This is a genomic window from Brevundimonas diminuta (genome assembly GCF_039673845.1).
Lineage (GTDB): Bacteria > Pseudomonadota > Alphaproteobacteria > Caulobacterales > Caulobacteraceae > Brevundimonas > Brevundimonas diminuta_E.
In genome coordinates, this window is record NZ_JBDJMK010000011.1 from 95,865 (window position 1) to 119,871 (window position 24,007).

At 65.9% G+C, this 24,007-nt stretch carries 26 protein-coding genes; 4 read left to right on the forward strand and 22 right to left on the reverse strand.

What is annotated here, in order from left to right:
• Window positions 1-3: 3 nt before the first annotated feature.
• Window positions 4-1,323 carry an acetyl-CoA hydrolase/transferase family protein gene (locus tag ABE454_RS13315; RefSeq protein WP_346532372.1) on the reverse strand — a complete coding sequence of 440 codons (1,320 nt, stop codon included), beginning with the start codon at window positions 1,321-1,323 and terminating at the stop codon, window positions 4-6.
• Window positions 1,324-1,445: 122 nt separating this feature from the next.
• A complete protein-coding gene (locus ABE454_RS13320; RefSeq protein WP_346532374.1) occupies window positions 1,446-2,183 on the reverse strand; it encodes a phosphatase PAP2 family protein in 738 nt (245 codons plus the stop codon).
• A 274-nt stretch (window positions 2,184-2,457) separates the two neighbouring features.
• Here ABE454_RS13320 and ABE454_RS13325 point away from each other — a divergent pair, with 274 nt between their 5' ends.
• Together ABE454_RS13325 and ABE454_RS13330 are read left to right on the forward strand one after the other, a co-directional pair.
• The gene (locus ABE454_RS13325) at window positions 2,458-4,347 is read left to right on the forward strand and encodes a ribonucleoside-diphosphate reductase subunit alpha (protein WP_346532376.1); all 1,890 of its coding nucleotides are present in this window, start codon (window positions 2,458-2,460) and stop codon (window positions 4,345-4,347) included.
• 171 nt (window positions 4,348-4,518) lie between these two features.
• Window positions 4,519-5,385, forward strand: a complete 867-nt coding sequence (locus ABE454_RS13330) for a lipid A-modifier LpxR family protein (protein ID WP_346532378.1) — start codon at window positions 4,519-4,521, stop codon at window positions 5,383-5,385.
• A gap of 515 nt (window positions 5,386-5,900) precedes the next feature.
• On the opposite strand, the gene ABE454_RS13335 is transcribed toward ABE454_RS13330, so the two are convergent.
• Together ABE454_RS13335 and ABE454_RS13340 are read right to left on the reverse strand one after the other, a co-directional pair.
• Window positions 5,901-6,269 (reverse strand): hypothetical protein, encoded by a 369-nt coding sequence (locus ABE454_RS13335; RefSeq protein WP_346532380.1) that lies wholly within the window; start codon window positions 6,267-6,269, stop codon window positions 5,901-5,903.
• Entirely contained in the window at window positions 6,266-6,868 is a 603-nt protein-coding gene (locus ABE454_RS13340) for a glycoside hydrolase family 19 protein (RefSeq protein ID WP_346532382.1), read from the reverse strand. Before ABE454_RS13340 ends, ABE454_RS13335 begins: the two co-directional genes overlap by 4 nt.
• 471 nt (window positions 6,869-7,339) lie before the next feature.
• On the opposite strand from ABE454_RS13340, the gene ABE454_RS13345 reads away from it, so the two are divergent.
• Complete coding sequence (locus tag ABE454_RS13345) at window positions 7,340-7,570, forward strand: hypothetical protein (RefSeq protein WP_346532384.1); 231 nt, start codon at window positions 7,340-7,342, stop codon at window positions 7,568-7,570.
• A gap of 332 nt (window positions 7,571-7,902) precedes the next feature.
• On the opposite strand, the gene ABE454_RS13350 is transcribed toward ABE454_RS13345, so the two are convergent.
• The 8 genes from ABE454_RS13350 to ABE454_RS13385 all read right to left on the reverse strand — a co-directional run bounded on the left by ABE454_RS13350 (window position 7,903) and on the right by ABE454_RS13385 (window position 18,393).
• Window positions 7,903-8,211 carry a hypothetical protein gene (locus ABE454_RS13350; protein WP_346532386.1) on the reverse strand — a complete coding sequence of 103 codons (309 nt, stop codon included), beginning with the start codon at window positions 8,209-8,211 and terminating at the stop codon, window positions 7,903-7,905.
• On the reverse strand, window positions 8,208-8,564 hold the full coding sequence (locus ABE454_RS13355) for a hypothetical protein (RefSeq protein WP_346532388.1): 357 nt from the start codon (window positions 8,562-8,564) through the stop codon (window positions 8,208-8,210). Before ABE454_RS13355 ends, ABE454_RS13350 begins: the two co-directional genes overlap by 4 nt.
• A 161-nt stretch (window positions 8,565-8,725) precedes the next feature.
• Entirely contained in the window at window positions 8,726-9,220 is a 495-nt protein-coding gene (locus ABE454_RS13360) for a DUF4376 domain-containing protein (RefSeq protein WP_346532390.1), read from the reverse strand.
• Window positions 9,221-9,873: 653 nt separating this feature from the next.
• Window positions 9,874-11,022 carry a hypothetical protein gene (locus ABE454_RS13365; RefSeq protein WP_346532391.1) on the reverse strand — a complete coding sequence of 383 codons (1,149 nt, stop codon included), beginning with the start codon at window positions 11,020-11,022 and terminating at the stop codon, window positions 9,874-9,876.
• Between the two features lie 15 nt (window positions 11,023-11,037).
• Window positions 11,038-11,175 carry a hypothetical protein gene (locus ABE454_RS13370; protein ID WP_346532392.1) on the reverse strand — a complete coding sequence of 46 codons (138 nt, stop codon included), beginning with the start codon at window positions 11,173-11,175 and terminating at the stop codon, window positions 11,038-11,040.
• 14 nt (window positions 11,176-11,189) lie between these two features.
• Window positions 11,190-14,810, reverse strand: coding sequence for a hypothetical protein (locus ABE454_RS13375; RefSeq protein WP_346532394.1), 3,621 nt, complete (start codon window positions 14,808-14,810; stop codon window positions 11,190-11,192).
• The gene (locus ABE454_RS13380; protein ID WP_346532396.1) at window positions 14,810-15,400 is read right to left on the reverse strand and encodes a hypothetical protein; all 591 of its coding nucleotides are present in this window, start codon (window positions 15,398-15,400) and stop codon (window positions 14,810-14,812) included. The genes ABE454_RS13375 and ABE454_RS13380 overlap by 1 nt, the downstream gene beginning before the upstream one ends.
• Window positions 15,397-18,393, reverse strand: coding sequence for a tape measure protein (locus tag ABE454_RS13385; protein ID WP_346532397.1), 2,997 nt, complete (start codon window positions 18,391-18,393; stop codon window positions 15,397-15,399). The genes ABE454_RS13380 and ABE454_RS13385 overlap by 4 nt, the downstream gene beginning before the upstream one ends.
• Window positions 18,394-18,505: 112 nt before the next feature.
• On the opposite strand from ABE454_RS13385, the gene ABE454_RS13390 reads away from it, so the two are divergent.
• Complete coding sequence (locus ABE454_RS13390; protein ID WP_346532399.1) at window positions 18,506-18,859, forward strand: hypothetical protein; 354 nt, start codon at window positions 18,506-18,508, stop codon at window positions 18,857-18,859.
• Window positions 18,860-19,035: 176 nt separating this feature from the next.
• Here the strand turns inward: ABE454_RS13390 and ABE454_RS13395 are convergent, their stop codons facing one another.
• From ABE454_RS13395 to ABE454_RS13440, 10 genes are all read right to left on the reverse strand, one after another.
• A complete protein-coding gene (locus tag ABE454_RS13395; protein WP_346532401.1) occupies window positions 19,036-19,398 on the reverse strand; it encodes a hypothetical protein in 363 nt (120 codons plus the stop codon).
• A 140-nt stretch (window positions 19,399-19,538) separates the two neighbouring features.
• Window positions 19,539-20,000, reverse strand: a complete 462-nt coding sequence (locus ABE454_RS13400) for a gene transfer agent family protein (protein WP_346532403.1) — start codon at window positions 19,998-20,000, stop codon at window positions 19,539-19,541.
• Window positions 20,000-20,440 (reverse strand): phage tail tube protein, encoded by a 441-nt coding sequence (locus ABE454_RS13405; protein ID WP_346532405.1) that lies wholly within the window; start codon window positions 20,438-20,440, stop codon window positions 20,000-20,002. Before ABE454_RS13405 ends, ABE454_RS13400 begins: the two co-directional genes overlap by 1 nt.
• A 65-nt stretch (window positions 20,441-20,505) precedes the next feature.
• Entirely contained in the window at window positions 20,506-20,907 is a 402-nt protein-coding gene (locus ABE454_RS13410) for a DUF3168 domain-containing protein (protein ID WP_346532406.1), read from the reverse strand.
• The gene (locus tag ABE454_RS13415) at window positions 20,904-21,287 is read right to left on the reverse strand and encodes a hypothetical protein (protein WP_346532407.1); all 384 of its coding nucleotides are present in this window, start codon (window positions 21,285-21,287) and stop codon (window positions 20,904-20,906) included. The genes ABE454_RS13410 and ABE454_RS13415 overlap by 4 nt, the downstream gene beginning before the upstream one ends.
• A gap of 28 nt (window positions 21,288-21,315) precedes the next feature.
• On the reverse strand, window positions 21,316-21,675 hold the full coding sequence (locus tag ABE454_RS13420) for a phage head closure protein (RefSeq protein ID WP_346532409.1): 360 nt from the start codon (window positions 21,673-21,675) through the stop codon (window positions 21,316-21,318).
• The gene (locus ABE454_RS13425) at window positions 21,662-21,907 is read right to left on the reverse strand and encodes a hypothetical protein (protein WP_346532411.1); all 246 of its coding nucleotides are present in this window, start codon (window positions 21,905-21,907) and stop codon (window positions 21,662-21,664) included. The genes ABE454_RS13420 and ABE454_RS13425 overlap by 14 nt, the downstream gene beginning before the upstream one ends.
• Window positions 21,908-21,918: 11 nt before the next feature.
• Window positions 21,919-22,494: a head-tail connector protein gene (locus ABE454_RS13430; RefSeq protein ID WP_346532412.1), complete on the reverse strand. Its 576-nt coding sequence runs from the start codon at window positions 22,492-22,494 to the stop codon at window positions 21,919-21,921.
• Window positions 22,494-22,676, reverse strand: coding sequence for a hypothetical protein (locus ABE454_RS13435; protein WP_346532413.1), 183 nt, complete (start codon window positions 22,674-22,676; stop codon window positions 22,494-22,496). Before ABE454_RS13435 ends, ABE454_RS13430 begins: the two co-directional genes overlap by 1 nt.
• 45 nt (window positions 22,677-22,721) lie before the next feature.
• The gene (locus tag ABE454_RS13440) at window positions 22,722-23,978 is read right to left on the reverse strand and encodes a phage major capsid protein (protein WP_346532415.1); all 1,257 of its coding nucleotides are present in this window, start codon (window positions 23,976-23,978) and stop codon (window positions 22,722-22,724) included.
• Window positions 23,979-24,007: the final 29 nt, after the last annotated feature.

The window sequence follows — 24,007 nt, forward strand, 5'->3', positions numbered from 1 at the left end:
GGCCTAGAACAGACCCATGGCCCTCGCCTCTTTCTCCAGCTCTTCGCGGAACTGCGGCGCGGCCAGACCGATCAGGGCGCGGGCGCGGGCGTCGTCGCTCAGTCCCTTCAGATTGACGGCTCCATGTTCGGTAACGACGTAGTGGATGTCGTTGCGCGGCGTCGTGACCGGCCCGTCCAGCCGCGCCACGATGCGTGAGGCCGCGCCTTTCGCCGCTGTCGAGTGGCAGGCGATGATCGACTTGCCACCTTCGGACGCCGCCGCGCCGCGAACGAAGTCCAGCTGACCGCCCGAGGCCGTATACTGCCGCCCGTTCAGATATTCCGAACAGCAGGCGCCGAACAGGTCGACCTGCAAGGTGGCGTTGACCGAGATCATCCGGGCGTTGCGGGCGATGACGGTGGGATCGTTCACATAGTCAACCGGCCGCGCCTCAAAGGCCGGGTTCTCGTGCAGGAACTCATAGGTCGAGCGGTTCCCCATCGAGAAGGTGAAGACCGTCTTGCCCGGATGCAGGGTTTTTCGCGCATTGGTGACGACGCCCGCCTGCATCAGCTCGACCAGACCCGGCGTCAGCATCTCGGTGTGGATGCCCAGATCGCGATGATCGTGCAGAGCCGCGCACACGGCGTCCGGCAGGGCGCCGATGCCCATCTGCAGCGTCGAGCCGTCCTCGACCATGCCCGCGATCAGGCCGCCGATGGCCACGTCCTGCGGCTGCTGCGGCGCCTTCCCTGCCTCCAGCAGAGGCGCCGAATGCTCGACCACCGCCGCGACCTGCGAGACATGGATGCGGCAGTCGCCGAACACGCGCGGCATGTGCGGATTGACCTCAAGGATCAGCCTCTGCGCGCTCTTCGACAGGGCCAGGGCGTAGTCGGTGTTGGTGCCCAGACTGAAATAGCCCTCGTCGTCCATCGGCGAGACGGTCGCCAGCAGGGTGTCGACGCCGATCTCATGCGTCAGCACGCGCGGCGTCTGCTGGAAGCCGGTCGGCACGAACCAGACGGCGCGGCGTCCTTCCTCGCGCCCGCGCGCCTCCAGCTTGCGCTCGATGGCGCCGTGGAACAGGCTGTAGGGGCGGAGGGGATCGGTCAGTTCGTAACGCAGCACCGTCTCGCCCGCGATGGCGGTGGACAGCAGATAGTAGAGGTTGACGTCGCCTACCTGCTTCGCCTCGGCCCGGTCGGCCAGAGCCTTCAGCAGGGCCGGAGGCTGGCCGACGCCCAGCGCCATGGCGACCTTCGCGCCCGACGGAATCAGGGCGGCCGCCGCTTCCGGCGTCATCAGGCGTTCGGCGTAGAGGGCGGCGAACTCGGTCATGGGCGTCTCCTGAAACGTCTTCCTCGGGCGTCCGTCGCTGGCGCGGCGACGGCTTCTGTCGGCCACTATCCGTCACCTGCAGGCCATCGCGTCTTTAGACCTTGGTCTAAGAGGGCGGCGCGTCAGGGCGCATCCTGCAAGGGGGCGTCATGCAACCGCTGGCGCCGCTCGGCCGCATAGGCGGCCAGCCACAGGACCATCGACCACGCCGCCCCCACGCTCCACCCCGCAAAGACGTCCGAAGCCCAGTGCGCCGCAAGATAGATGCGCGTCGTCCCGATCAACAGGGCGATGACCACGGCGCAGCCCAGAATATAGGCCTTCAGCCCCCGGCGCGGAAAAGCCCGCGTCAGCATCACCCCCAGCGTCAGATAGAAGACCGTCGACAGCAGGGTGTGGCCCGAGGGGAAGCTGGCGTTCATCGTCTCGACCGCCTGATAGACCTCGGGCGGCCGCGGGCGGTCAAACAGGATCTTCAGCCCCTGACTGAGGACCACCCCGCCCGCCAGGCCGACCGTCAGCATCAGGGCCGACAGCCGCTTCCTCATGATCAGCAGAAAGCCCACCGCCATGATGGCGAACAGGGCCAGCACCGACAGACCGCCCAGAGAGGTCAGGTCGGCCGCGCCCTCATGCAGCCACCACGGCCCCCACGGCCGACCGGGGTCATCGGCATAAGGCCGCACCGCCGCCAGCACCGCCCGGTCGAAGACCTGACCGTCCGCCTCATGCACCCCGTCGGCCAATTCGACGAAGACCAGCACCCCCAGCGTCGCCACCAGCAAGGCCGCCACAGCGGCGATTTCAGTGCGCGCCACACGAAGCGCGCGGGTCAGGAAGGCGGTGGGGTGAGGAGCCATGGGGCGCTAACGGCCAAGCTGTGAGGTCGTTCCCTTTTCTGATCCTGCCGAAAAACGACGACTGTTCGGTGAAAAATGTGATCCCCTCAATTCCTGAGTCATTTCCACAGGGTGGGACAAGCCGCCCACCGATTCGTGACAAAAGCTCCCGTCAAGAGCTTTACCTGCGGTTAGGGATATGCACCCATATATCTAGCCGAGCGCTGGCGATGAGCCACTAGATGTAGTGTCTCAAACCGGTACGGCCTTCTAATCGAATTTGCTCGGGACAGGGATGAAAATGGCTGGCGGCGAAGCTTTGCAGACGACGGAATTCTCTACGGTTTCCCCGGCTCCGGTCGAGGTCAAGCCGGAGCTGACGGTGGTCGACGGCCTGAAGCTGGACCGGTCGCGCGACGCCCTGCTGACCGAGTTCGGCAAGAAGACGCTGGAAGACCGCTATCTGCTGGCGGGCGAAAGCTATCAGGACATGTTCGCCCGCGTCGCCACGGCCTACGCCGACGACGCCGATCACGCCCAGCGCGTCTATGACTATATGTCGAAGCTGTGGTTCATGCCCGCCACGCCGGTGCTGTCGAACGGCGGCGCCGATCGTGGCCTGCCGATCTCCTGCTTCCTGAACTCGGTCAACGATAGCCTGGACGGCATCCAGAACGTCTGGAACGAAAACGTCTCCCTGGCCTCGAACGGCGGCGGCATCGGCACCTATTGGGGCGGCGTCCGCTCCATCGGCGAGAAGGTCAAGGGCGCGGGCCAGACCTCGGGCATCATCCCCTTCATCCGCGTGATGGATTCGCTGACCCTGGCGATTTCGCAAGGGTCGCTGCGTCGCGGCTCGGCCGCCGTCTATCTGGACGTGCACCACCCGGAAATCGAAGAGTTCCTCGAGATCCGCAAGCCGTCGGGCGACTTCAACCGCCGCTCGCTGAACCTGCACCACGGCATCAACATCACCGACGCCTTCATGGAGGCGGTCCGCGACGGCAAGCCGTTCGACCTGATCTCGCCCAAGAACGGCGAGGTACGCAAAACCGTCGACGCCCGCAACCTGTGGACCAAGATCCTGGAAATCCGGATGCAGACGGGCGAGCCCTATCTGATCTTCTCGGACACGGTGAACCGGCAGATGCCGCAGCACCAGAAGGACCTGGGCCTGTCGGTCAAACAGTCCAACCTGTGCTCTGAAATCATGCTGCACACGGGCCTGGACCATAAGGGCGTCGAGCGTACCGCCGTCTGCTGCCTGTCGTCGGTCAACGCCGAGACCTTCCTGGAGTGGCGCGAAGAGCCCCGCTTCATCGAGGACATCATGCGCTTCCTCGACAATGTGCTCGAGGACTTCATCACCCGCGCCCCGTCGTCGATGGCCGCCGCCGTCTATTCGGCCCAGCGCGAGCGTTCGGTGGGCCTGGGCCTGATGGGCTTCCACTCCTTCCTGCAGTCGCAGGGCGTGGCCTTTGAATCGGCCATGGCCAAGAGCTGGAACATGCGCCTGTTCAAGCACCTGCGCCGCGAGGCCGACAAGGCCAGCCGCACCCTGGCCGAGGAAAAGGGCCCCTGCCCCGATGCCGCCGATCGCGGCGTGATGGAGCGGTTCAGCCACAAGCTGGCCATCGCCCCGACCGCCTCGATCTCGATCATCTGCGGCGGCACGTCGGCGGGCATCGAGCCGATCCCGGCCAACATCTACACTCACAAGACCCTGTCGGGCTCGTTCGCGGTCAAGAACCCCTATCTGCAGGATCTGCTGGGCGAAAAGGGCATCGACACCGAGGCCGTCTGGTCCTCGATCCTCGAGCACGAAGGCTCGGTCCAGCACCTGGACGCCCTCAGCGACGACGAGAAGGCCATCTACAAGACCGCCTTCGAACTGGATCAGCGCTGGGTCATCGAACTGGCCGCCGACCGCACCGGCGACATCTGCCAGGCGCAGTCGCTGAACCTGTTCATCCCCGGCGACGTCAACAAGTGGGACCTGCACATGCTGCACTGGTCGGCGTGGGAGCGGGGCCTGAAGTCCCTCTACTACCTGCGCTCCAAGTCGGTGCAGCGCGCCGCCTTCGCCGGCGCCGAGGACAAGAAGGAAGAAGAGATCGATCCGAACCAGCCGGACCTCTTCTCCATCGCCCGCACCGACTACGACGAGTGCCTGGCCTGCCAGTAAGGCGCCGCCCGACTTCAACGCCCGTCCATCGCCTTTCAGCCGCCCGGGGAACCCTCTCCGGGCGGCTTCGTTCGTTTATAAGGATTGTGGCTTAAAAGAGTCCGTTGCGGTTCCCCCGGCTTCGTGCACAGTGGGACCGCTGACGGATCGGGAGGACCGTTGATGCGAGGCATGGCATGGGCAGGATGGATGATCGCGGCGATCGCCCCGACGACCGCGCTCGCCTTGCCGCAGGCCGTCGCCGCCGCCGAAACCGTCGCCTTTAATGAAGCCGCCGCGCCGGGCGGCGAGGCCATCCGCTTCGAGGACGCCTCCGCCCGGTTGGACAGCCGCCTGCCCTTTTCGGCCGAACCGGACGCCGCCTTCGGCGCCCCGGTCGAGTTCAACGACGTCTCGCGCCTCAACATCGACCGCGGTCGCCTGCGACAGGAAGCCTGGTTCGCCGGAGACGGCTTCACCGACCGCCTTCGCGTGGTGACGACGGGCGAACTGCGCCGCGCCGACGGCTCGCCCCTGCCGCCCCGCGCGCTGGACCCGGTCGCCTTCAGCGGCGAGAGCTATGACGTCACCTATACGCGCGGCTGGACGGCGGCCAAGGCGCGCACGGCCTCGGGTCTGGAGGTGTCGCTGACGCCCCACGCGGGCTTCGGCGTCGGCAGCGACGGCCCCTCGGCCGAGGCGGGCGCCACCCTGCGCATCGGTGAAAATCTGGACCGCCTCGCCCCCAACGGCGACGAAGCCTTCGGCGAGCGCCCGCGCTGGTATCTGTACGCCGCCGGATCAAAGCGCGCCGTCGGCTACAACTTCGCCCGCACGCGCGACGGCGAGTTCGCCGGATCCGGCGTGACCCAGGACGCGGGCGCCTACCTCGGCGACGCCTCCATCGGCGTGGCCTACCGCCGCGGCGCCCTGCAAAGCTCTTTCGGCGTGGTCTATCGCGAGATCGAGGCCAAGGGCCTGCGCGGCTATCAGGGCATCCGCACCGACGTCGCAGAAGGCATGGTCGCCTTCCAGCTGACCATCCGCCCGCAGCGCTAAGGGCAGGTTGCACAGTCCGGCGAAGGCAGCACCCGCCGCGCAGATGATGAAGTATTGAAATGCTTGGAGCGGGTAGCGAGAATCGAACTCGCGACATTCAGCTTGGGAAGCTCCAAAGGTCCTATAGAGATCAACGCAGTAGCGCCCAACCGAGGCAATTTCGGCTTGTTATGAATCAATGGGTTACGAGCGTTTTCCCAACTGAAATTGGCCCCTGAAACGAAGAAAGCCCCGCCACCCGGTTAGGGCGACGGGGCGTATAGCGGAGCCTGAGGGCTCGACGCGAAAGGGGGTCGTTCAGACCGATACCCTAGCCCGGCCTGAGGCGAGCCCACCACGGCCGCCCTATTCGCTTGACGGCCTCCGCATCACGCGCCTCGCAAGCCCGTACGATCCCGATCACGTCCGAGGTGCGCCCGTTGGCCTTGGCCAGTTGGCCCGACTGCTCGACGCCAAACACCTGCCAATCGCGGACTGAGGCGGCGTCCTGCGGAAAGGCGGCGGACGGAACAGGATCAGCCCACCCGGCCGGGACGAGCATCGAGCATCCGACAGCGGGGGTCACGATCCGGGTAGAGCCGGCACAGGCTCCTAAGGCCGTGGTCGCCAGCAGCAGCATCGTCAGGCGCATTGCGGATTGCATCGGTCGTCTCCTGTGTGGACTGGTCGATCTGTTGGTCTCGGGCGTCGGCACGATCCCGAATAGCGCTGGCGTCCTGCGCAGCGGCTGTGCGGCCCTCGGCGAGGGTCTTACCCGCCTCGGCCTGCCGAGCCCTGTCAGATGCCCTCTGACGGCCATCGACGGCGCACATGGCCAGAAGGGTCAGGGCGAGCGCAAGGCAGCCAACGGCGAGCCAGCCGGTGGCGGTCAGGGTGCGGATCACAGGATCAGCTCCTTGGCCTTGGCTGTCAGGGCTGCGCGCTCAGATTCATGGTTCGCCGCCTTGGCAGACTTCGGGTTGCCCCGGTTCACACCGCGAGAACAGGCCGCGCCGTTGTCCTGATCGGCATAGGCGTTGAGACCCATGCGCGACCAGAAGAGCGTGCTGGCCAGCAGCCCCAAAGACGGGATCGACAGGAGATGCGGGTGGCGCTCCAGGTCAATACCCAACGCTCGGCCGTCCCGGCGATAGTTCGCGCGCCCTGTGGTCTGAATTGGCCCACGCCCCTTGAACCGGCGGCCGTCGCCCGGCTGGGTGTTGCCGAGATCCGCGCGTCCCTCATAGGCGGCTCCGCTGGCGATCTCCTCCATGTATCGGAAGCCGCCGCTCTCATGACCGCACTGGCCCATGAAGTGCGCCAGGCGCAGGCCGCTATCGAGAATGCCGTAGGTGCGGAAGTGGACGTTGGCCGCGAGGCCCAGCTCCTCCGCGATCGGCTTCTGGGCGCCCATCCGCGCGAACAGCGCAGTCAGGGTTCCCGCACCGATGATCCCATCAGCGGGCACGCCGAGGCGCACCTGCAATCGACGTGCGTCGAGCATGTTGTCTCCAGTTCTGGTTGTCAGGGGTGCGCGCGCAGCGCGCATGTGGCAGCCTCTTGTCATGAAGAGACCGAGGCTGTTTTTCTTCACGCTTGTTGCGGGCTTCAACCTTGGCCACAGCCCGCATGGGTGGTGGTACGATCGCGCTTATCACGTCTGCATAGCGACGACTGGCGATGATGATTGGAAGTGCGAGGACTTCATGCCGCAACCTGTGAGGCCGCGACCTCTACACTGAGCGCTAAATGGCGTTCTCTGCGGAGGATTTAAGTGTTCTCGATAGGCGTTGTTGGCGCTCCTTGAGGCGTGGACATCGCGCACTCAGAGCCCCTCAAGAGCGGTGATTATCAGTTAACATTTTCGTGGATATCCTCCACACGCATCACCGAAGAACGTTGATTGCAACCTCTGAACGGAAAGAACCGACGTTAGCCGATTACATCCAGACTTAGTCAGCTTGGGAGGGCTGAAATGGGCGTCTCAATCGCGCGAACTGCAGAGCTTTGGCGCCAAACTGTGGGCGCAGATGAAGACATTATGGATCGGCTGGAGAGCATCATTCTCCGCCACACCCCAAAGTCAGCAGAAGAAGCGGCGGCCATGCTCGATGTGGTCGCCGTTAATGTTTCTGCCGGTCAACGATGTGATGGATTGGACATCCGCGCGATTCACGCCGTCGCGTCCTGGCTGAGAAACGAGTGAACCTGATCTGGCCCTGACTGCTGCAGGCCAATCTCCACGCGGGGCGCCCAGAGCGAGGCAGTTGGTCGCTTGCTTGATTGCGTCCGAAGTAGAAGCCGCCGCTTGATCCAGTGACCGCCGCCGTGGACTGTCGCCAGATTAAGATTCGTGGGAGGGGCTACGAGTGGATTGGTTGAAGCAACTCGGCATAAAGCTGAAGTTCCGCGGCGCGACGGCAGCGGTTGCGATTTGGATCATCGCTATGGCGGCGCTGGGCATTCTGGGTGAAGGGCCGATAGCTGATCGGGCAATGACTTTTCTTGGCGCGGGCGGCATCGTCATGATCGGGTGGCTTATTGGCCGGACCTCGCGCCAGAGCGCCGGTCGCGATACCCCGCCGAAAGACTGACCGATCCTCCGTCACCGCTTTCGCTGCCTTGGTTCCGGCCGAAGTAGAAGCCGAGGATCAGCAGCATCCCGTCCTTGAACATGGACGCCACCAGCATGACCGCGTCAGCATAGCGCTCGGCCACCATGTCGCCCAGCCAGGCGATGACCGGCAGGAACAGCAGGTTCCCGCCGAGGAATCCGAGAGCGAGGATGGTCGTGGTGCGCGGCAGGTTGATCACCTGCGGCCACCACCGGGGTGGTTTACGGCTCATGCTCCAGCTCCGTTCTTGATGCCGATCCCGGCGACGAAGGCGGCAATGCCGGCCAGCAGCCACGGCGCCGTCTGACGCAGCCAATCGACCAGGGCCTTGGCGCCCTTCTGCTGATCTCGCGTCCCCTCGAGGTCGTCGATGCGCTTGAAAGCGGCCGACAGACGGTCGTTCAGCGTCTCGATCTGCCGCTCGTATTCGCGCGCCTCCAGCTTGATGACCCGCTCGCGCACGTCATCGACCTTGGCGTTCATCCGCTCGACCTGACGGCCAAGGGCTGACACCGCGTCGGTGAGACCTCGCATGGCATGGATCTCGGCCATGCTGACGGCCTCCGGCTTTGAGACCGGAGTCATGATTTCGTCGCCTGCAGACATGCGGGCTCCTACGCGATGGATTGTGAGGGGAGACGAACCGGGTTCGTCAGCGCCGGGTCAACCGTCCGGTCGCAAAGCCTGCCGCGAACACCGCCAGCAGGATCAGGCCGACCAGTGCGGCGACCTCGATGATCAGGCGGTCAAACATCGCCAGGCCAGCCGGTCGCAATGTCGACAGCGCCGGGGTCTTCTGCGCCGACAATCAGGGCCGACAGATCGGCTTCCCGGTCGAAGCAGCCTTGGATGTGGTCAGCGATGGCGAAGCCGAAGGCCTCGATCTGGGCTTCATCCCACTGGCGGAAATCAGCCTGCGAGAGCTTCCACGTCTGCACTGCCTCGGCCGGAACGCCGCGCCGCTGGCGCATGGCGAGTGTCGCGTTGACGACGGCGATGGCCGGGTCAGCCTGCGTCGGCACCCCGTCAAAGACGAAGTGCTGCGACCTCTGCCAGCGCATTTCTGCGAGGGCTGCGAGACAGTCCTCGGCCGTAAGTGCAGGAGGCTCAGGCGCGATCCATACCGCCCCCTCAGCTTCCAGCCGTGCCTGATCGCTGGGCGGATACTGATAGCCGTCGATCACCGGCCAGCCGCTGCCGGGGTCGAGCGGGAGGGGGTCACCGTACAGGTGCCAGGTCATGCCGTAATATCTCCGGTGTTGGTGTTAGGGAAGGCGCGGCCAGCGCCCCAGATCAACCGAACGCCGCCCAATCCCCGATTGACATCACGGCCCGCGCCGCCGCCATAAGTCGCCTCTTGAACGGTGGCCGCTGAGCCCGCGGCACCTGCCGCAGTGCCGCCAAGCAGAGGAGTACCTTGCCCTGCCCGTCCGCTAGTCCCGCGTTCGCCGCCGCTCTCGCCGTCCGTGGTGTATCCCGCAGCGCTGGCGCCGGTCGCCCGGAAGCCCGGTTGCGATGAATAGCTGCCCCAGCCGCCTGCGCGCAGAACTTGGCCGTGTGTGCCCTGCCCCCCTGTCCAAGCACTGGCGCCTGTTGCACGAAGAAGGATAACACCCCCGCGCCTCACTGCAGCTTCAGTATTGGTGATCGTGATGGAGAGCATTTCCCCCGGCGTCACAGGTATGTCGTTGCTGTAGGCCAAGCCGCCGCCGCCGCCAGTGAGGATGAGCCCTGCGTCGTCAGATTGATTGCCCCCATGACCGATGGCCACGCCACAGATCATGAACACACCTTCGGGCACGATGAACGAACCGCTCGTGGTGATCAGAGCTTGCCCTGGCGGCACTACACCCGCCCCCGCCGCCATGATCCCCGGATTAGGAAGAAACATCGGTCAGGACCACTTCGAGGCAGGGAACAGGATCACGGCGCCAGCGCCGCCGATCATGTAGGGGATGCGGGTCGCGGCATTCACACCGCCCTCAATGGTGATGCCGCCCTTGGGCATCCGATAGGCGGCGTTGAAGGCAAGCGAGGCTGTTCCTGTGGCATTGGACAGGGTGATCAGGCCGGACTTGCCGGGATAGCCTCCCGATGGCGGCCCCAGCGTTCCATTCGCATCCAGCACGATCTGGGCGTTGATGAAGCTGTCGAAGTTCACGCCGGTCGCCGCGTCTGCTCGCGTGATAACGACGGTGGCCTGGGCCTCTGCTGCCGCCTTGGGCGAGATGACCTTGCCGCCGACAGCGCCAGCCCGCACCTCGGCGACGGTAGCGAAGACGACCTGAGCATCTGAGCCGGGCGCGCCATCCTCCCCCGCAGGCCCTTGCGGTCCCTCATCGCCAGGATCCCCCTTGTCGCCCTTGTCGCCTTTTTCCCCCTTGCCGAACGGGATGGGGGTAGACCACCCGCTCGGCGCCACCCGGAAGTAGAGGTTGCCGTTGTCGACATCGAGATAGGAGAAGCCGACCGGCTCGGCGTCGTAGGCGTCACGCCCCGACAGGGTGCCTTGGGCATTGACCGCAAAAGCCTCGCCCCTGTCGCCCTTCTCGCCCCGATCCCCTTTGTCGCCCTTCAGGCCTCGCTCGCCCTGGACACCCTGTTCACCCTGGATGCCCTGAATGCCTTGCTCGCCTCGATCGCCCTTGTCCCCCTTAGGGCCGGTGTCGCCCTGATCTCCCTTCGGTCCCGCATCCCCGGCGTCACCCTTGGCGCCTTGAGGGCCGACAAGAGAAACCGGCTCGCCCCACCCTGTGAGCGTCTTCGGGCCGTAGAGTGCGCCGTTCACCGTGTCGTAAGCGAAGGTGTTCAGCTCGCCGAGCGCAACGTCAGGCGGTCCCTCTGTCAGGATCAGGCCATTGAGCCGGGCCAGGAAACGAGTGACGCGCTCCGATAGCTCCAGGATGTTTGAGGCGCTGACCGTCCAGTTGCCGGTAGCGTCCGCCCATTCAAGTGCCGCCTCCTCCTCCGGCAATGTGTCATCGATCATCCGGACAATGATGCCTGTTACCGCCTCGGCCCATTGGGCATCGGTCAGAGCCATAGGTCAGTCCTCCACTCAGTGCTTGTTGGCGCCGCGACGACCGCGCGATCCGCCGTTGCCGCCGGGTCCACCGGACGACGCGCGACGGCGCAGCGCGACGATGCCGACGACCACGATGGCCGCAATGATGGCGAGCGGGATGAGAGCAGACATGGCAGTCTCCTTGATCAGACGTTGTAGATGGCTGTGGCCCCGACGATGATCGTCCAGGCCTTTCCCGACCCGGCGTCGGTGACGAGGCAGGCGAACTGCGCCCGCTTCTGCTCACCCGGGTTCGAAACATTGACGTTGAAAGCTGTCGCAGGACCCGACGGCGCGGTGATGCCCCACGTCTCCGTGCCGCCGATCTGGGACCAGGCATAGGACACCGACCCTGTGGCGCCCGACGTGGAAATGGTCACGACAGAGGTCGTAGCGAGGCCCGGTGAGGTGCGGGTGCCGATCCGGACGGTGAAGTTCGCCTGGGCATGAAAACCAGCCCCACCCGACCCAAGCTCTGTCGAGCCGTAATAGACCTTGCCGTCCGTGCCGAAGGCCCAATGACCGTTCGTCCGGGTGGCTGAGGGGGCGCTGATGGTGTTAGCCCCGAACCACAGCACCCAGCCGTTGCCCGGCCCGACGATCAAACGCTTGCCGCCCGCATCAATGTAGATCGGGCGCATGAAGAAAACTTCGCCCGCCACAAGCTTCATGGCCTCGACGAACGCACCGCCGACCACGTTGCTGAAACGCAGAACGCTGGCCACCATCCCGGCCACGGAGGTCGACCCCTTAGCCTTTCCGTAGATAACGGCTGGATCGCCGCCGGACGCAGCCATCAGGCTGAACGACGCCTCGCCCAGCTGATCTTTGGCGTCTATCGCCGTGCTAAGCGCCAGCGCCGCCGTGGCCGTTGTGCTGTTCAAGCTCGACTGACTGGCAAAGGTCAGGCTCGCCTCAACCTTGTACGCATCGACATAGGACTTCATCGACGCGTAGGTCGCAGCATCCCCGTTCTCCCGCTCGGCCTTTGTGGCGTAGAGCAGCGAGGCCTCTTGAGACTTGTCGTCGGAATACGACTTGGCTTCCTGAAGCGTGATCGCCCGACCGTTATCAACCTCGGCCTTGGTATAGACCGTGTTCATCGCCATCGCGACGCGCCCGTCGGTGTAGGACTTCGACTGGTTCAGCGTCGCCGCCTGGGCGTCGTTCAACATGGCGATGGTGGCCATGGTGTAGGTGACTTCGGCGATCTTGTTGTCTGCGTGCTCGACCGCGCTCTGATAGGCGATGGCGATCCCCTCGCCTCGCTCCTTGACCTCCTTCACCAAGGCGTCGTTCTCATTGAGGATCGTCTCAAGCGTCAGTTCAGCCTGACGACGCGCCGTTTCGGTGTCTTCCTGCGCCTCGCCTACCTTGTCGAGGACCTCTTGCACGACCTTCTCGGCCGCATCCGGCGCCAGCCCGCCCGCGATGGGCAGGCCCGGAGCGTCGCCGATGCCGCCATGCCCCGGCGGCGCCACGGGCAGTGGCGGGAACTCTCCGCGCTCATTGGCGGGCGCCTGCCAGCCGAGGAAGATCCAGCTGCCGTCCGCCATATGGCTTGACGCCGGATAGGCTTCGACCTCGACGCCGCCGCCCTGGCCGTCGCTGTCGGCCGGGCGCCAGAACACGCCGTAGATCTTCGTGCCGTCCAGCCCGCTGATGATCGCTCCGGCGATGCTGACGATCTCGCCCCACGGCATCATCGCTTCGTGCGGCGCAACCTTGATCGTGCCCGGCGAGCCGGTGACCGGATAGGGATCGCTGGTCCAGATCGGACGGTTGACCGGCACGCTGACGACGGGAGGCAGGGGCGGCGCAAAGGCCGGCGGCGCCTCCCCGGTCTGGGCGAAGGCCTTGGCGTACTTGGCGTCCGTCTCTTCGCGGAACTTGATCTTGACCGAACAGGAGCGCGGCGACCAGGTGCGCTTCCACACCCGCACCTTGGTGCCGTCCAGCCCGTACTCACGCGCCGCCCAGTCGAAGGCCACGCCGGGCTCCAACGCCATCATCCAGGCCTTGAAGTTGACCTCGGCCTCGACCTTCTCGCGCTCCGTCGCCATGTCGAGATAGCAGAGCTGGGCGGCCTGCTTGGCGGCCGGCACATAGCGATAGCTGTAGCCTTCGGTGTGGCGCCCGCCGTCCTCCTCGAACCATTCCTGATCCGTCACGGCGGCGATCGGCGTCAGTTCCCAGCGGTGCTGAGCGCTGAGGAAAGACGGGATCCCGGTGTTGCGACGGTCCAGCCGCGACGGCGCCAGCGAAACCTGGGGCGCTGCGATCGTATCGGCCTCGGTTGCGGTCAGCACCGACGGCGTGGGCGCGCCGAACGATACGCACGAAATCATGCCGCAGCGGCGCGAACGCACTGCGCCGGAGGCCTTCAACAGGTCGTTCAGGACGTCGACCTTGTCCTCGTCCGAACGCGGGACAGCCGCGACCTTCCAGTTGTTCGCATCGGCGATCCGGGCGGCATGAGCAAAGGCCTGCACGTCGATGGTCTGGATAGGCGCCGCAATGCCGCCGACCGCCCAGGTCTGATAGGGCACGCCATAGCGGCCGCTGGCCGCCTGGCCCTCCCACCGCCCGATGGCCCAGTTGAGCGCTGCGCGCGCGCCCTCATTCAGCCAGGGCCACGTCGTCGGGTTGTCGATCCGGCAGGTGCCGTCCCCGCCGCGCGTGCTGTCCTGCAGCGGGTCGTAGCCGTAGAGGCCGTCGATGGTCAGGACCGGCTTGGGCAGCCCGCCGCGATACTCGCTCTTCTTGGAGTTCTCCTTGCCGGTCCACATGAAGCAGGGTCGGCCCGACAGCTTGTGGGCGGGGCTCCACAGGCCGGCCGGTCCCCCATCGGCGTTCGGTCCGGTCGGAGCCGTCAGTGCGGGCGAGGGCTGCGCTCCCGGCAGGAAGCTGAACCACATTTCGCCACGGTGCGAGCCGTTGGTCGCGCGGTTGTTACCGTCGAAGAAGGTGACTTCGTCGTCGAACGAGGCGTTGACCAGGCCCCTGACCGGGCCGGAAGCTCCGACGGTGGCCACGACGGATTGCCAGCGGTTCGTCGGGCCATAGCCGACGCGATAGCGCAGCGAGCCGCCGACCCCGACCCGGCCAAAGGGAAAGGCCAGCGGAGCGTTCGGCTCATAGCTGAACTCGATGGCCTTGTTGTCGTCCTTCTTGCCGCCGCCCCGGCCGCTCAACAGGCCGACCGCGTTGCGAGGCTCGTCCTCACGCCAGTAGACGAGCTTGGTGCCGTCCGTGGCGAACTCGTCGCCCCGCTCGCCGGGCCAGATCAGCTGGCGGAAAGCGTCGGACTGGCGCTGCTCCTCGTTCGGCTGAAGGCCGCGCGCGTCGCCGGTGATGATGTCGTATTCCAGTCGGCGGACCTTGCCCGCCGCCAGACGCGGCTGATCCAGCTCGCCCATGTGCAGCTGATAGGGGGTCGCCAGCGTGCCGGTGGCCGGATCGATCGCCGCCAGATGGATCACCACCCAGCCGCCCTGAGCATCGGCCGAGGCCATCGCCTCCAGCGCCGCCATCGACGGCGGCGTGATCGTCAGGGTGACCGGAGAGGCGTCGTCATCGATGCCGTCCGTGATGTCGCTGATTTCGTGCAGCGTCCCGAAGATCGGATCGCGCGCTTTCCACACGCCGCTGCCCCAGCGAGCGAAGCCGGCGTCGGTCCAGCGGATCGTATGGCCGGGCAGACTGACGGTGACGAAGTGGACGATTGCCCAGCCGGCCTTTAGGGCGGCGACAAGATCAGGCGCCATCACCCCTCCTCAATCGTAAAGCTGTCGGTCATCACAGCCGGAAAGCCGGCGGAGGCCTGGCCGCCCTCATCCACGATCAGGCCCTCGACGTAGGGAGCGCGCACCTCGACGGGGTCGCCGTCGCGCGGCTCGAGCCACAGCATCGGCCACAGGCTGAGGACGGCTTCGCCGCTGCCGTTGGCGACGACATCGGCGGTCAGGATGTGCGCGCTGGCGCCGTCCGCCGTGGCGAGCGTGACGAACTGCCCTTTGACCAGGGGATGCGCGATAGGCAGGCGGAATATCCTCAGGGACGACCCGGCCTGCCCCTCGCCACGGACGACAGGCGAACCCGGCTCGCCGGTGTCCAGTCCGCGCTGGGGGATCGGCACGCGGATGCGCTCTCCGACGCCGCGCACGATGTCGGCCAACAGCCGTCGCCCGCAGGTGGTGGCCAGGGCGCCCGGCGCGATCTCAATGGCCCAGTGGTCGCCGGGGCGCCGCAGCGAGGTCAGCGACCCGCCGGTGCCCGCCCGCTGCGCTTCGGAGTTGCGAACCGGGCGGATCAGATAGTCGGTGTTGCGTGCGGCCGGCGGCAGGATGATCGTCATGTGCGGCCCCCAAGCCGGTAGCGCGCGCGCTTCTCACGGACTCCGTTGACCCGCTCGGCGAAGTTGGCGCGGTCCTCGTCCATCACCTGACGCAGACGCTCGATGGCGGCGAGGTCCGCCCCGCGCGCGTCGATGGTGGGGGAGTAGGAGAAGCTGGACGATGAGCCTGAGCGGGCGGAACCCAGCGACGCCGCTGCGGCATCAGCGCGACCGACGAGACCGCCGCTCGCCAGGCCGGGGACGCGCTGCCCGTTGTTCATCGCTTCCAACAAACTGCGGTTCTGGGCCGTCGCCTTGGCGTTCACTACGAACTCGCCGTTAGACAGGCGGCGCAGCACCTTGTCCTCGCGCGGGCCGCCGGGGCCGCGCACCAGGCCGCCGTCCGCCATGCCCGCAATCGTCGCGATATTCGCTGCGGTCGCCGCCGTGGTGATGGCCACAGCCGGGAGGTTGAGCGGGAAAGGCGCCGAGCCCCAAGCTTTCTGCACAGCAAGCACGCCGTCGATGGTGGCCTGAGCAAGAGCCGCCGCTTTTCCAAGCGCCGCCAGCTTCTTGTTCGAGCTGTTCTGCAAGGTGGCGAGCGCGCCGAACATCGCCTGGGTTCCGGCCAGCTTCGCATCCCTGAGGTCGGCATCGATCTGGGCTTTGGCGAGGGCCGCTTCTTGGTCGCTGATCAGGTCTTGCTGACGAAGGCGGTCGATCTCTTCATACGCTTCGCGCGCGCGCTCGACGGCGCTCTCCGGCGCGCGCAGATCGGCCACGATGCCCTTCACGTCGCGCGCGCCTTGCGTGGAACCATCTAGGGCGCGGCTCTCGTTCTTCTCCAGCGTCGGCAGATTCGCCAGTGCGCCGCGAGCGGCTGCGCGCTCTGCTTCGGTCGCTTCCTTGTCGGCCGCCGCCGCCTCCAGCGCAGCGCGGCGTTCCGCCTGCCGAATGGCGAGGATCTGGCGTCGTACATCGAGCGCATCGCGGTCAGTCAGGGCCAACTGCTCTTGCGTGTCCAGCATGTCGAGCATGAAGTCATTGGTCAGCCGGCCCGCGCGCGCTTCACCCTCGGCCAGTTTCGCCGCCTCTTCAGCCGCGCGGTTGGCCTCGCGAGCCGTCGCCAGCGCTTTAACGTGGGCCTCAGCCTTCGCCTTGGCGTTGGCGAAACCGGCCTTCTCGTACTGCTCAGTCAGGTTCAGTAGGTCGAGCTGATCCTGCTTGGCGTCGGCCGCAACGCGCTGCCCCTGTGCACGCAGCAGTTCGATTTCGGCCTGCAGGTCCAGCATCTGCCGCTGGGCCGCGAGTTCAGCTGGCGTCGGGCCGCTGGCCTTTTTGGGCTTCTTCGGATCACTGTCGGTCGTTGTCGCGGTCGCCCTTGGGCGGTTGGTCCACTTCGCGCCGTCGGCCAGACCCATCTCGATAGACGCCGCCATCAGACCAGCGTTCTGCTGCTCCAGCGCTTTGATCTGTTCTTCCCGAACATCCTTCGCGTAGCGCCCCTTGTGGGGACCGTCGGTGTATTTCATTCCCGCCGCTTCGCCGACGCGGGTCCACAGGCCGGGGGCTGACCGATCGGCGATCTCAACGCGGTTCTTGGCGATGCGATCGAGGATGGCGGTTCGCGCGGCTTCTGCTTGTGCATCAGCAAGCCGGAAGGTTTCGTCAGCCAGCTTCCCGGTGGCGTCGCAAAGGCCCATGACGCCCGCGACGGCCTGGGCGCTCTTATCCCCGATGCTCTTGGTCGATGCGGCTGCTTTGTCCGTGTGCTCCCTGGCTTCCGCCAGCACCCGGCTGGACTCGGCCATCGCCGCGTCGAAGGTCTCGACGTTGTCCTGAGCCTTGCGCGCCGCCGAGGCCAAGCCCATGATCCCAGCTGACACCGCCATGATGCCGACGAGAGCGGCGCCCACCGGATTAGCGACCAGCGCCGCCGTGAAACCGCGCATCGCCGCTGTCGACAACATCGCCGCGCGCGTGGTGCCGGTCATGCTCGCGGTCATGGCAGTCTGGAACATTATCAGGCGAGCGCTGGCGACGCTGTTGGCGATCATCGCCCCGCTGCTCGCCGTCATGGCCAGGACGAAGCGGACGCCCATGATGGCTGCGAGCGCGCCGGCCAGCTTAGTCACCAGGTCGAGGTTCTGACCAACGGCGGTGATGGCCGCCGCCAGCTTCTGCGAGGCGCCCAGCGATTGATCCGTCTGGCCAATGAACTTCACCAGTTCGGTGCGCAGGTTCTGAAACGCATCTGCCACCGACGCGGGCATCAGCTCGGCCTCAGCGCGCAGCTTCTCCAGGTTGCCCGACAGCGCGTCGTACATGACCCGGCCGGTGATCTTGCCGTCCTTGCCCAGCTTCGCCAGCTGCAGCGTCGTAACGCCCAGCTTCTCGGCGAGCAGTTCTGACACCCGGCCGCCGGACTCGATGACGGTGTTGAGGTTGTCGCCCTCCAGCTTGCCCTTCGCCATCGCCTTCGACACGGCGCTGATGACGCTTTCGGCGCGGGCGCCTTTAGCCCCGGACACGACAAGGGCGTTGTTCAGCGCCTCGATGTAATCCAGCGTCTGGTCGGTGCTGTAGCCCAGCTCCCGCATCATCCCGGCGTTGCGGAAGAAGCCTTCGGACGTGTTCTCCAGCGACGAGTAGGTGCGCACCGCCATGTCGGCGATCCGGCCCATGGCGTCCTCGACGTCGGTGCCGGCGTCGACAGCCAGCCGCATCCGGCCGGTCATGTCTGTCCACTCGTCAGCCATCTTCGTGACTTCAGCCGCGCTGAAGATCGCGGCCAGCGGCCCGGCCATGCCGGCCAGCTCGCGCCTGAAGCTGTCGCCGATCGGTTTGAACATCTGCGGGGCAGCCGACGCCGTGTCGCGTTTGATGCGGTCGAGGGTCTTCCGGGTTTCGGCGGAGGACCCATAGAGCGCCCGGTTCACCCGTTTCATCTGGCCTTCAAAGGCGACCGCGTTGGCTTCGACGCGGACGAGCAGCCGTTCAATTTCGTCGGACATGGCGGCTCCATAGAAAAAGGCCCGCCGAAGCGAGCCTTGTTCGAATTCTGTTCAGGGTGACGGCGTTCGGTAAGCCGGGCAGGCTCTCGCCCCTCATAAGAGGGAGGATCACATGGCCGACGAGTTCGAGGGGAAGCCGGTTTACAAGGCGACCGACGCTAGGTTCGTGTTCGCGGGCGGGGAAGCGGTCGCCGAGTTTCGGGGCGGGGATAGCGATTTCTACGTGTCGTTGTCAGAGGATGCCGCGCTCCAGATGATCTACGCCGGGCTGTTAGGTGGCGGACAGACCGTCGGCGCGAAGTTGGATGGCCTGTTTCTGAGCCGAGATAGCGACAGTCAGCATTTGGTCTTGGGGCTCAAGTTCGAGGGCGGCGGCTCCCTCAATGTGGTGCTGAACGAGAAGCAGGAGCACGACATTCTGAACCCCCCGGCTGTTCCGCCTCGGCGGCCGACGAACCCCCATTGAATCGGAGCGGCATTGATCCTGAAACCCACCGGGTCTTCGGGGCCGCTGCCAACGTCATCAGGGCGGGCGAAGGTCTACAGGGCGCGCTCGAAGTATTCATTCCACCACCCCATTGAAAAAGGGCGGCTCCGAAGAACCGCCCTGCCAGCTATTGCGATGTCGTTATGGCGACGCCGTCAGCCCTGACGCTTTAGCGTCTCGTTGATCAGGATGAGGCGGTGCTCGATGGCACCGAGCATCCACATAAAGACACTTATCCCGAACAGGCTGGAGAACAGAGCCAGCCAGAGCATTCCCTCGCCATCGGTCGCCGCCGTGGCAAGGAAGGCGAACACGCCGAAGAGGAAGAACGCGAACGAGCCCGCCATCCCACACGTTCGCATGAGCGAGGTCGGGGGTTTTGGACCCTCGCGATAAGCCGCTACGCCCTTGTTGCGGCGCCATACGCTCGTGAAGATTGCACGGTCGATCATCGACCCTTCTTCATAGGCGTCCTTCTCCTCAGGCGTGAGGTTCTCTATTTCATCGACCGTCAGCATGTAGCCCCCTTTTGGCGTAAAAAGCCCAGCTAACGGCGTTCAGCCCCGCCCTGCAACCGCCGCCAGGAACTCGGCGTCAGATGGCGCCGCGCCCTTGTCGTCCACACCGTTCGCTTTCCGCCACCCGCGATAAGCCGCCATCAGTTGCCAGATGGAGCATTGGCCCACTTCGCGGGGGGAATATCCGAGGGCGGCGCCGATTTCGTAGTAGGCTGAGAAGCGGAGTTTTCCTCGGGGGAGGGGCCTGAGGCCTCCCCCTTCGTCTCCCCCGGCGGAATGTCCTTGTCCTCCTCGGGGGAGCCGACAAGAGCGGAGCCCAGGATGTTCATGGCGAGGGGCTTGAGGTCGGCCAGATAACCCTCGGCCGCATAGCGTGCGACCAAGGCCAGAGCGCGCATCGGGTCGGTCCCGCCGCGCACCAGGCCGATGCGGATGGGCTCGCGGATGTCCCGTACGCGCCACCGGCCCTCGTTGATGCGATGATACATCTCCTCCGGGCCGGCGTCGCACTTCTCGTCCAGCTCTTCCAGCCCGGCGATGTCGAGCTGGAAGGTGTAGACGCCGTCGCCAAACGGCGCCGTAACCTTGGCGCTGCGGCTCATTACGAACCCGTGTCAGCCGTGATCGTCGGAGCGTCCGCCTGGCTCAGCGACACCGAGGCCGTGGCGAACTCGCGCGCCGTGCCGGTGATCGAGAACTCGGTCAGGATGTAAGCGCCGGCCACCTGCCATACGCCGGCCTGCCGAACCTTGATGTTCACCACCTTGCCGACGCGGTTCAGCCACGCCAGCGTCGAGGACGAGTGCAGCTTGCCGTCGCCGGAGATGGTGCTGTCGGTCGAGTCCACGCGCCGCAGGATCTTGTCGGGCTTCGACGGATCGGTGCAGTTCGGGACGCTCTGTTCACTGACGTTGGCCGTCAGGCTCAGGCCGCGCGAGGCGTTGATCAGACAGTCGTGGGCGAAGACCTCCGGGTCTGCGCCGTCGCCGATCTGAACAAGAATAAGCTCGCCCGAGACGGTCGAGACAAAGGTATCCGACATAGCGGAGCTCCTGTTTTTAGGGAGGCCCTGGTGGGGGCGAGGCACCGCTCAGAGGCGGGATTTCGTCAGGCTTGCGCCTGGATGTCGTAACGCGGGCGGATGATCGCCCGGCTCGTCAGGTTGTCGCGCTCGCGCGCGTAGGACACGCCCACGCGGTGGATGATGATGGCGCCGCCTGTCACGGGCAGCTTGGCGTTCAGGACCCGAACCGCCGCGGCGCCAATGCGCTTAACCTCGGGATAGCCGACCGCCTCGGACCAGCAATCGACCAGGCCCGAATATTCCGCCAGCGACTGGCAGGGGTTGCTGTCGTCCACGACCTGCATGTCGCCGACCGTGATGTAAGGAGCGACGGGGTTATCGGGCACGCGGTCATAGACCCGCCCGCCGATCAGGCCGATCAGTTCAGCGTCTTCCTTCAGCGCCTTCACGATGGCGGCCTGCAGGGGGAGCGACAGATCAATCACAGGCCCGCCTCCTTCCTGATCGCCTTGCGCATCGCGGCGGTGATACGGCGCTTCACCCGCTTCTGGCTGGTCCGCACGACCGGATAGAACGAAGGCTGGGCAGGGACATGGGTGCCGTCCGCCGCCTTGTGCCCCAGCTCGACGCGTGCGGCCTTCGGCCGGCCCTGGCCGTCCTTCGCGTCGCTGTAAACGACATAGGAGACGTCGCCCAGGCGGCCCTCTTCCACATGGATGTGATCGCGGACGTGCTGGCCATCGTCAGGGGTCGGATCGACCGGGGCGATGCGGCGCATCTGAGCCGCCATCTCTTCGGCCTGCATGAAGGCTTCCTGCCCGGCCGCCTTGCGGACTGCCGGCGTCATGCGGCTGATCTTCGCCATGAGGCGATCGACGCCTTCAAGCCCGCCCTTAGCCACTGACGCCCCCGCTTTCCACCTGCATCAGCAGCCACGTCCGGTCGCCGTCCATGTCGCCGATGAAGCGGATGTTGAAAACGCGGCCTGGATCGCGGGCGTCCACCACACGGTCGCCGGTCGTGATTTGACGCGACCCGCTGTCGTTCCGGACCCAGCAGTCCCAGGAGGCCTTGCCCGCGACGCGCCCAGCCTGGATCTCTTCGCCGCCGCGCGTCGGGGTTAAACTGGCGGCGCGCTCGATGCCGAGGTCGGTCCAGCCCTTGACGGGGTTGCCGTACCCGTCATCGCCCTCGGCGCGGCGCTGAAACTTCACCCGATGGCGAAGGTCGCCGGCGCCTTTAGGCTTCGGCACTGGTCTTCTTCGCCTTCGGCAGCGACCCGCCCTTGCGGCCGTCGCCGTCGTGGTCGAGCGGGTCCTGGGCGATCTCGACCGCCTTGCCCGCTTTCACAGCCGCCTCGCCGCATTCCCGGCGGACGGTATAGACGCCGTCCTGCTCGGCTCCGCCATTCGGAGAGAAAGCGATCAGTACGCGCGGCTCTTCGCTCGGCGTGTAGTCGTAGGGTTCGGTAAAGCGAACGCGCATGGCGGGTCTCCTCAGATCAGATGAATGCGATGGTTTTCCAGCAATCCATCGAGATTGACGCTGACCTTGATTTCGCTGCCCGCGGCTCCGACCTGGGCCGTCTCGCGATAGGCGTAGAGGTCGCCGAGGATCAGCTTGGCGGCCGCGACAAGTTCAAACGGCGCGCTGCCGGGCTCATAGCCGACCCGCGCCTCAAGCGTGATTAGCTGCCCGAGCTGAATGGCAGGCCATCCCGCGCGCCCCAGAGGCACAACTTCGGCCTCCAGCCCGTCGACGCGCGCTTCATAGGCTTCAGGAGCCAGCGTCCGTTGAACGCCAGCGCCGTCAATGTATCGGATGGCGACCACCTCAGCGATCGGGGCCACCGGCAGCGCCGCCATGGACGCCCATCCGCTGCAGCGGCACGTCACCGTTTGCATCGCGAGCCGCTGACCCGTCCGGGTCTCGACGTGGGCTAGCGCCGCCGCCAGCATCAGCTCGATCTGAGCGTTGTGGTCGTCGTGCTCAACGCCCAGGTGATCCTTCGCATCTTCGAGCGAAATCACCGGCGTCGTAGGGGCGGCCGTAACGACGGCAGGCCGCCACATCAGCCGCGCGTCTCCGGCGCCGGCTTCTTCACCGCCCGCTCAACTCGTTCCTCCGTCACCGGCACGGCATGGCCGGCCTTGATGAGGTCGAGGGCCTCCGACTTGCTGAACGCCTCGGTGACCTGTCCGGGCTGGACGGAAATCGTCGGGCCTTCAAAGCCCGTGAGCATCTTGATTTTCATGGCAGCAGACGGGGCGAGCCGAAGCCCGCCCCGCTCCCTTCTGAGTTAGGAGGCCTTCATGACCAGGTGCTTCACAGCACCCGGCTGGGCCAGTTCGCCGTCGAAGCGGATCAGGCCGGCGATGCCCAGGTCAGGCCAGAAGCGCTCGCGCAGGACGCCGATGACCGGGGCGCCAACCTTGCGCACCCAGTACTTCTTGAAGTCGCCGAACAGCACGGCTTTGGCGCCGGCGGCGATCTCGGCCATGTCCTGATTGACGTGGTAGGGGCGGCCATTCAGCGTGCCCGGCGCGCCGTTCTTCACGTCGCCCTGCTGCCAGATGTAACGGCCCTCCTGGTCCTTCAGCTTGCGGATCGCCTTGAAGGTCTGGTCGTTCAGCATGTAGCCGACGCCCGGAGCCTTGCGGTAAGCCGGATCGACGGAGTGCTCCAGGTCGATCAACTCGTCGAAGGTGATGGCCGCCGTGGCCACGGCAGTCACGCCCAGCGACGAAGCCGGAACGATGCCGTGTGGCGCCGAGGTGCCGGTGCCGATCGTCAGCTGCTTGTTGGCGATCCGCGCCAGGCGTTCGCCCAGCAGCTCGCCCAGCAGGGCCTCCATGTTGAAGATGCTGTCGGCGTCCAGTTCCCACGACCAGCGCACGAACTCGGTGTCGAAGGCGTAGGCGTCCAGCGACTTCTGGCCGAAGGTCACGTCCTTGCCGCCGTCGTCGGTCAGCGGCGCGTTCTCGGTGTGAGCTTCCGCAGTGCTGGCCGTGTCGTCCACAGTCGGCAGCTTCAGCGGATTGCCGCCCGAGGTGGTGATGACGCGGCAGATGTCGCTGTCGTACATCGGCCCCCAGGCCTTCATGGCCTTCTCGATCTCGGCCAGAAGCTCAGTCGGGACAGTGAAGCCGCCGGCCGTGGTGGTGCCGGCCGATTGGGCGCGGAACTCGGCGGCGCCCTTCTTCAGGACCTGGCGCTCTTCAGAGCTCAGCTCCGAGACTTCGGTGCCGCAGATCACCTTGGCGAACACCTGACGATATTCGACCTGGGCGCCGTCGCCGCGCTGCTCGTCGCCGTCCTTCGGGATCGGGCGGCGCTGCTCGCGAAGCTCGTTCGCGCGCTGCTCGACGCGCTCCATGCGCTCCTCGCGCTCGATCTGCTTGTCGATCCGGTCGTGTTCGGCCATTGCGGCGTCATGTTGCGACTCCAGCTCGGCGGCGCGGCTTTCGTCGGTATTGGCGTTGATCTCGTCGAGACGTTCGCGGGCTTGGGCCACCAGAGCGGCCTGCTTCTCCCGCAGTTCCGTGATGCGCGACATGGCGTTCTCCTATGTTGTCGCTGAGGGGT

Excerpts from the sequence above, each read along its gene's own strand:
- ABE454_RS13315 (WP_346532372.1), bottom strand. The coding sequence starts at position 1,323 with ATGACCGAGTTCGCCGCCCTCTACGCCGAACGCCTGATGACGCCGGAA.
- ABE454_RS13320 (WP_346532374.1), bottom strand. The coding sequence starts at position 2,183 with ATGGCTCCTCACCCCACCGCCTTCCTGACCCGCGCGCTTCGTGTGGCG.
- ABE454_RS13325 (WP_346532376.1), top strand. The coding sequence starts at position 2,458 with ATGAAAATGGCTGGCGGCGAAGCTTTGCAGACGACGGAATTCTCTACG.
- ABE454_RS13330 (WP_346532378.1), top strand. The coding sequence starts at position 4,519 with ATGGCATGGGCAGGATGGATGATCGCGGCGATCGCCCCGACGACCGCG.
- ABE454_RS13340 (WP_346532382.1), bottom strand. The coding sequence starts at position 6,868 with ATGCTCGACGCACGTCGATTGCAGGTGCGCCTCGGCGTGCCCGCTGAT.
- ABE454_RS13345 (WP_346532384.1), top strand. The coding sequence starts at position 7,340 with ATGGGCGTCTCAATCGCGCGAACTGCAGAGCTTTGGCGCCAAACTGTG.
- ABE454_RS13350 (WP_346532386.1), bottom strand. The coding sequence starts at position 8,211 with ATGAGCCGTAAACCACCCCGGTGGTGGCCGCAGGTGATCAACCTGCCG.
- ABE454_RS13355 (WP_346532388.1), bottom strand. The coding sequence starts at position 8,564 with ATGACTCCGGTCTCAAAGCCGGAGGCCGTCAGCATGGCCGAGATCCAT.
- ABE454_RS13360 (WP_346532390.1), bottom strand. The coding sequence starts at position 9,220 with ATGACCTGGCACCTGTACGGTGACCCCCTCCCGCTCGACCCCGGCAGC.
- ABE454_RS13365 (WP_346532391.1), bottom strand. The coding sequence starts at position 11,022 with ATGGCTCTGACCGATGCCCAATGGGCCGAGGCGGTAACAGGCATCATT.
- ABE454_RS13370 (WP_346532392.1), bottom strand. The coding sequence starts at position 11,175 with ATGTCTGCTCTCATCCCGCTCGCCATCATTGCGGCCATCGTGGTCGTC.
- ABE454_RS13375 (WP_346532394.1), bottom strand. The coding sequence starts at position 14,810 with ATGGCGCCTGATCTTGTCGCCGCCCTAAAGGCCGGCTGGGCAATCGTC.
- ABE454_RS13380 (WP_346532396.1), bottom strand. The coding sequence starts at position 15,400 with ATGACGATCATCCTGCCGCCGGCCGCACGCAACACCGACTATCTGATC.
- ABE454_RS13385 (WP_346532397.1), bottom strand. The coding sequence starts at position 18,393 with ATGTCCGACGAAATTGAACGGCTGCTCGTCCGCGTCGAAGCCAACGCG.
- ABE454_RS13390 (WP_346532399.1), top strand. The coding sequence starts at position 18,506 with ATGGCCGACGAGTTCGAGGGGAAGCCGGTTTACAAGGCGACCGACGCT.
- ABE454_RS13395 (WP_346532401.1), bottom strand. The coding sequence starts at position 19,398 with ATGCTGACGGTCGATGAAATAGAGAACCTCACGCCTGAGGAGAAGGAC.
- ABE454_RS13400 (WP_346532403.1), bottom strand. The coding sequence starts at position 20,000 with ATGAGCCGCAGCGCCAAGGTTACGGCGCCGTTTGGCGACGGCGTCTAC.
- ABE454_RS13405 (WP_346532405.1), bottom strand. The coding sequence starts at position 20,440 with ATGTCGGATACCTTTGTCTCGACCGTCTCGGGCGAGCTTATTCTTGTT.
- ABE454_RS13415 (WP_346532407.1), bottom strand. The coding sequence starts at position 21,287 with ATGGCGAAGATCAGCCGCATGACGCCGGCAGTCCGCAAGGCGGCCGGG.
- ABE454_RS13425 (WP_346532411.1), bottom strand. The coding sequence starts at position 21,907 with ATGCGCGTTCGCTTTACCGAACCCTACGACTACACGCCGAGCGAAGAG.
- ABE454_RS13430 (WP_346532412.1), bottom strand. The coding sequence starts at position 22,494 with ATGTGGCGGCCTGCCGTCGTTACGGCCGCCCCTACGACGCCGGTGATT.
- ABE454_RS13435 (WP_346532413.1), bottom strand. The coding sequence starts at position 22,676 with ATGAAAATCAAGATGCTCACGGGCTTTGAAGGCCCGACGATTTCCGTC.
- ABE454_RS13440 (WP_346532415.1), bottom strand. The coding sequence starts at position 23,978 with ATGTCGCGCATCACGGAACTGCGGGAGAAGCAGGCCGCTCTGGTGGCC.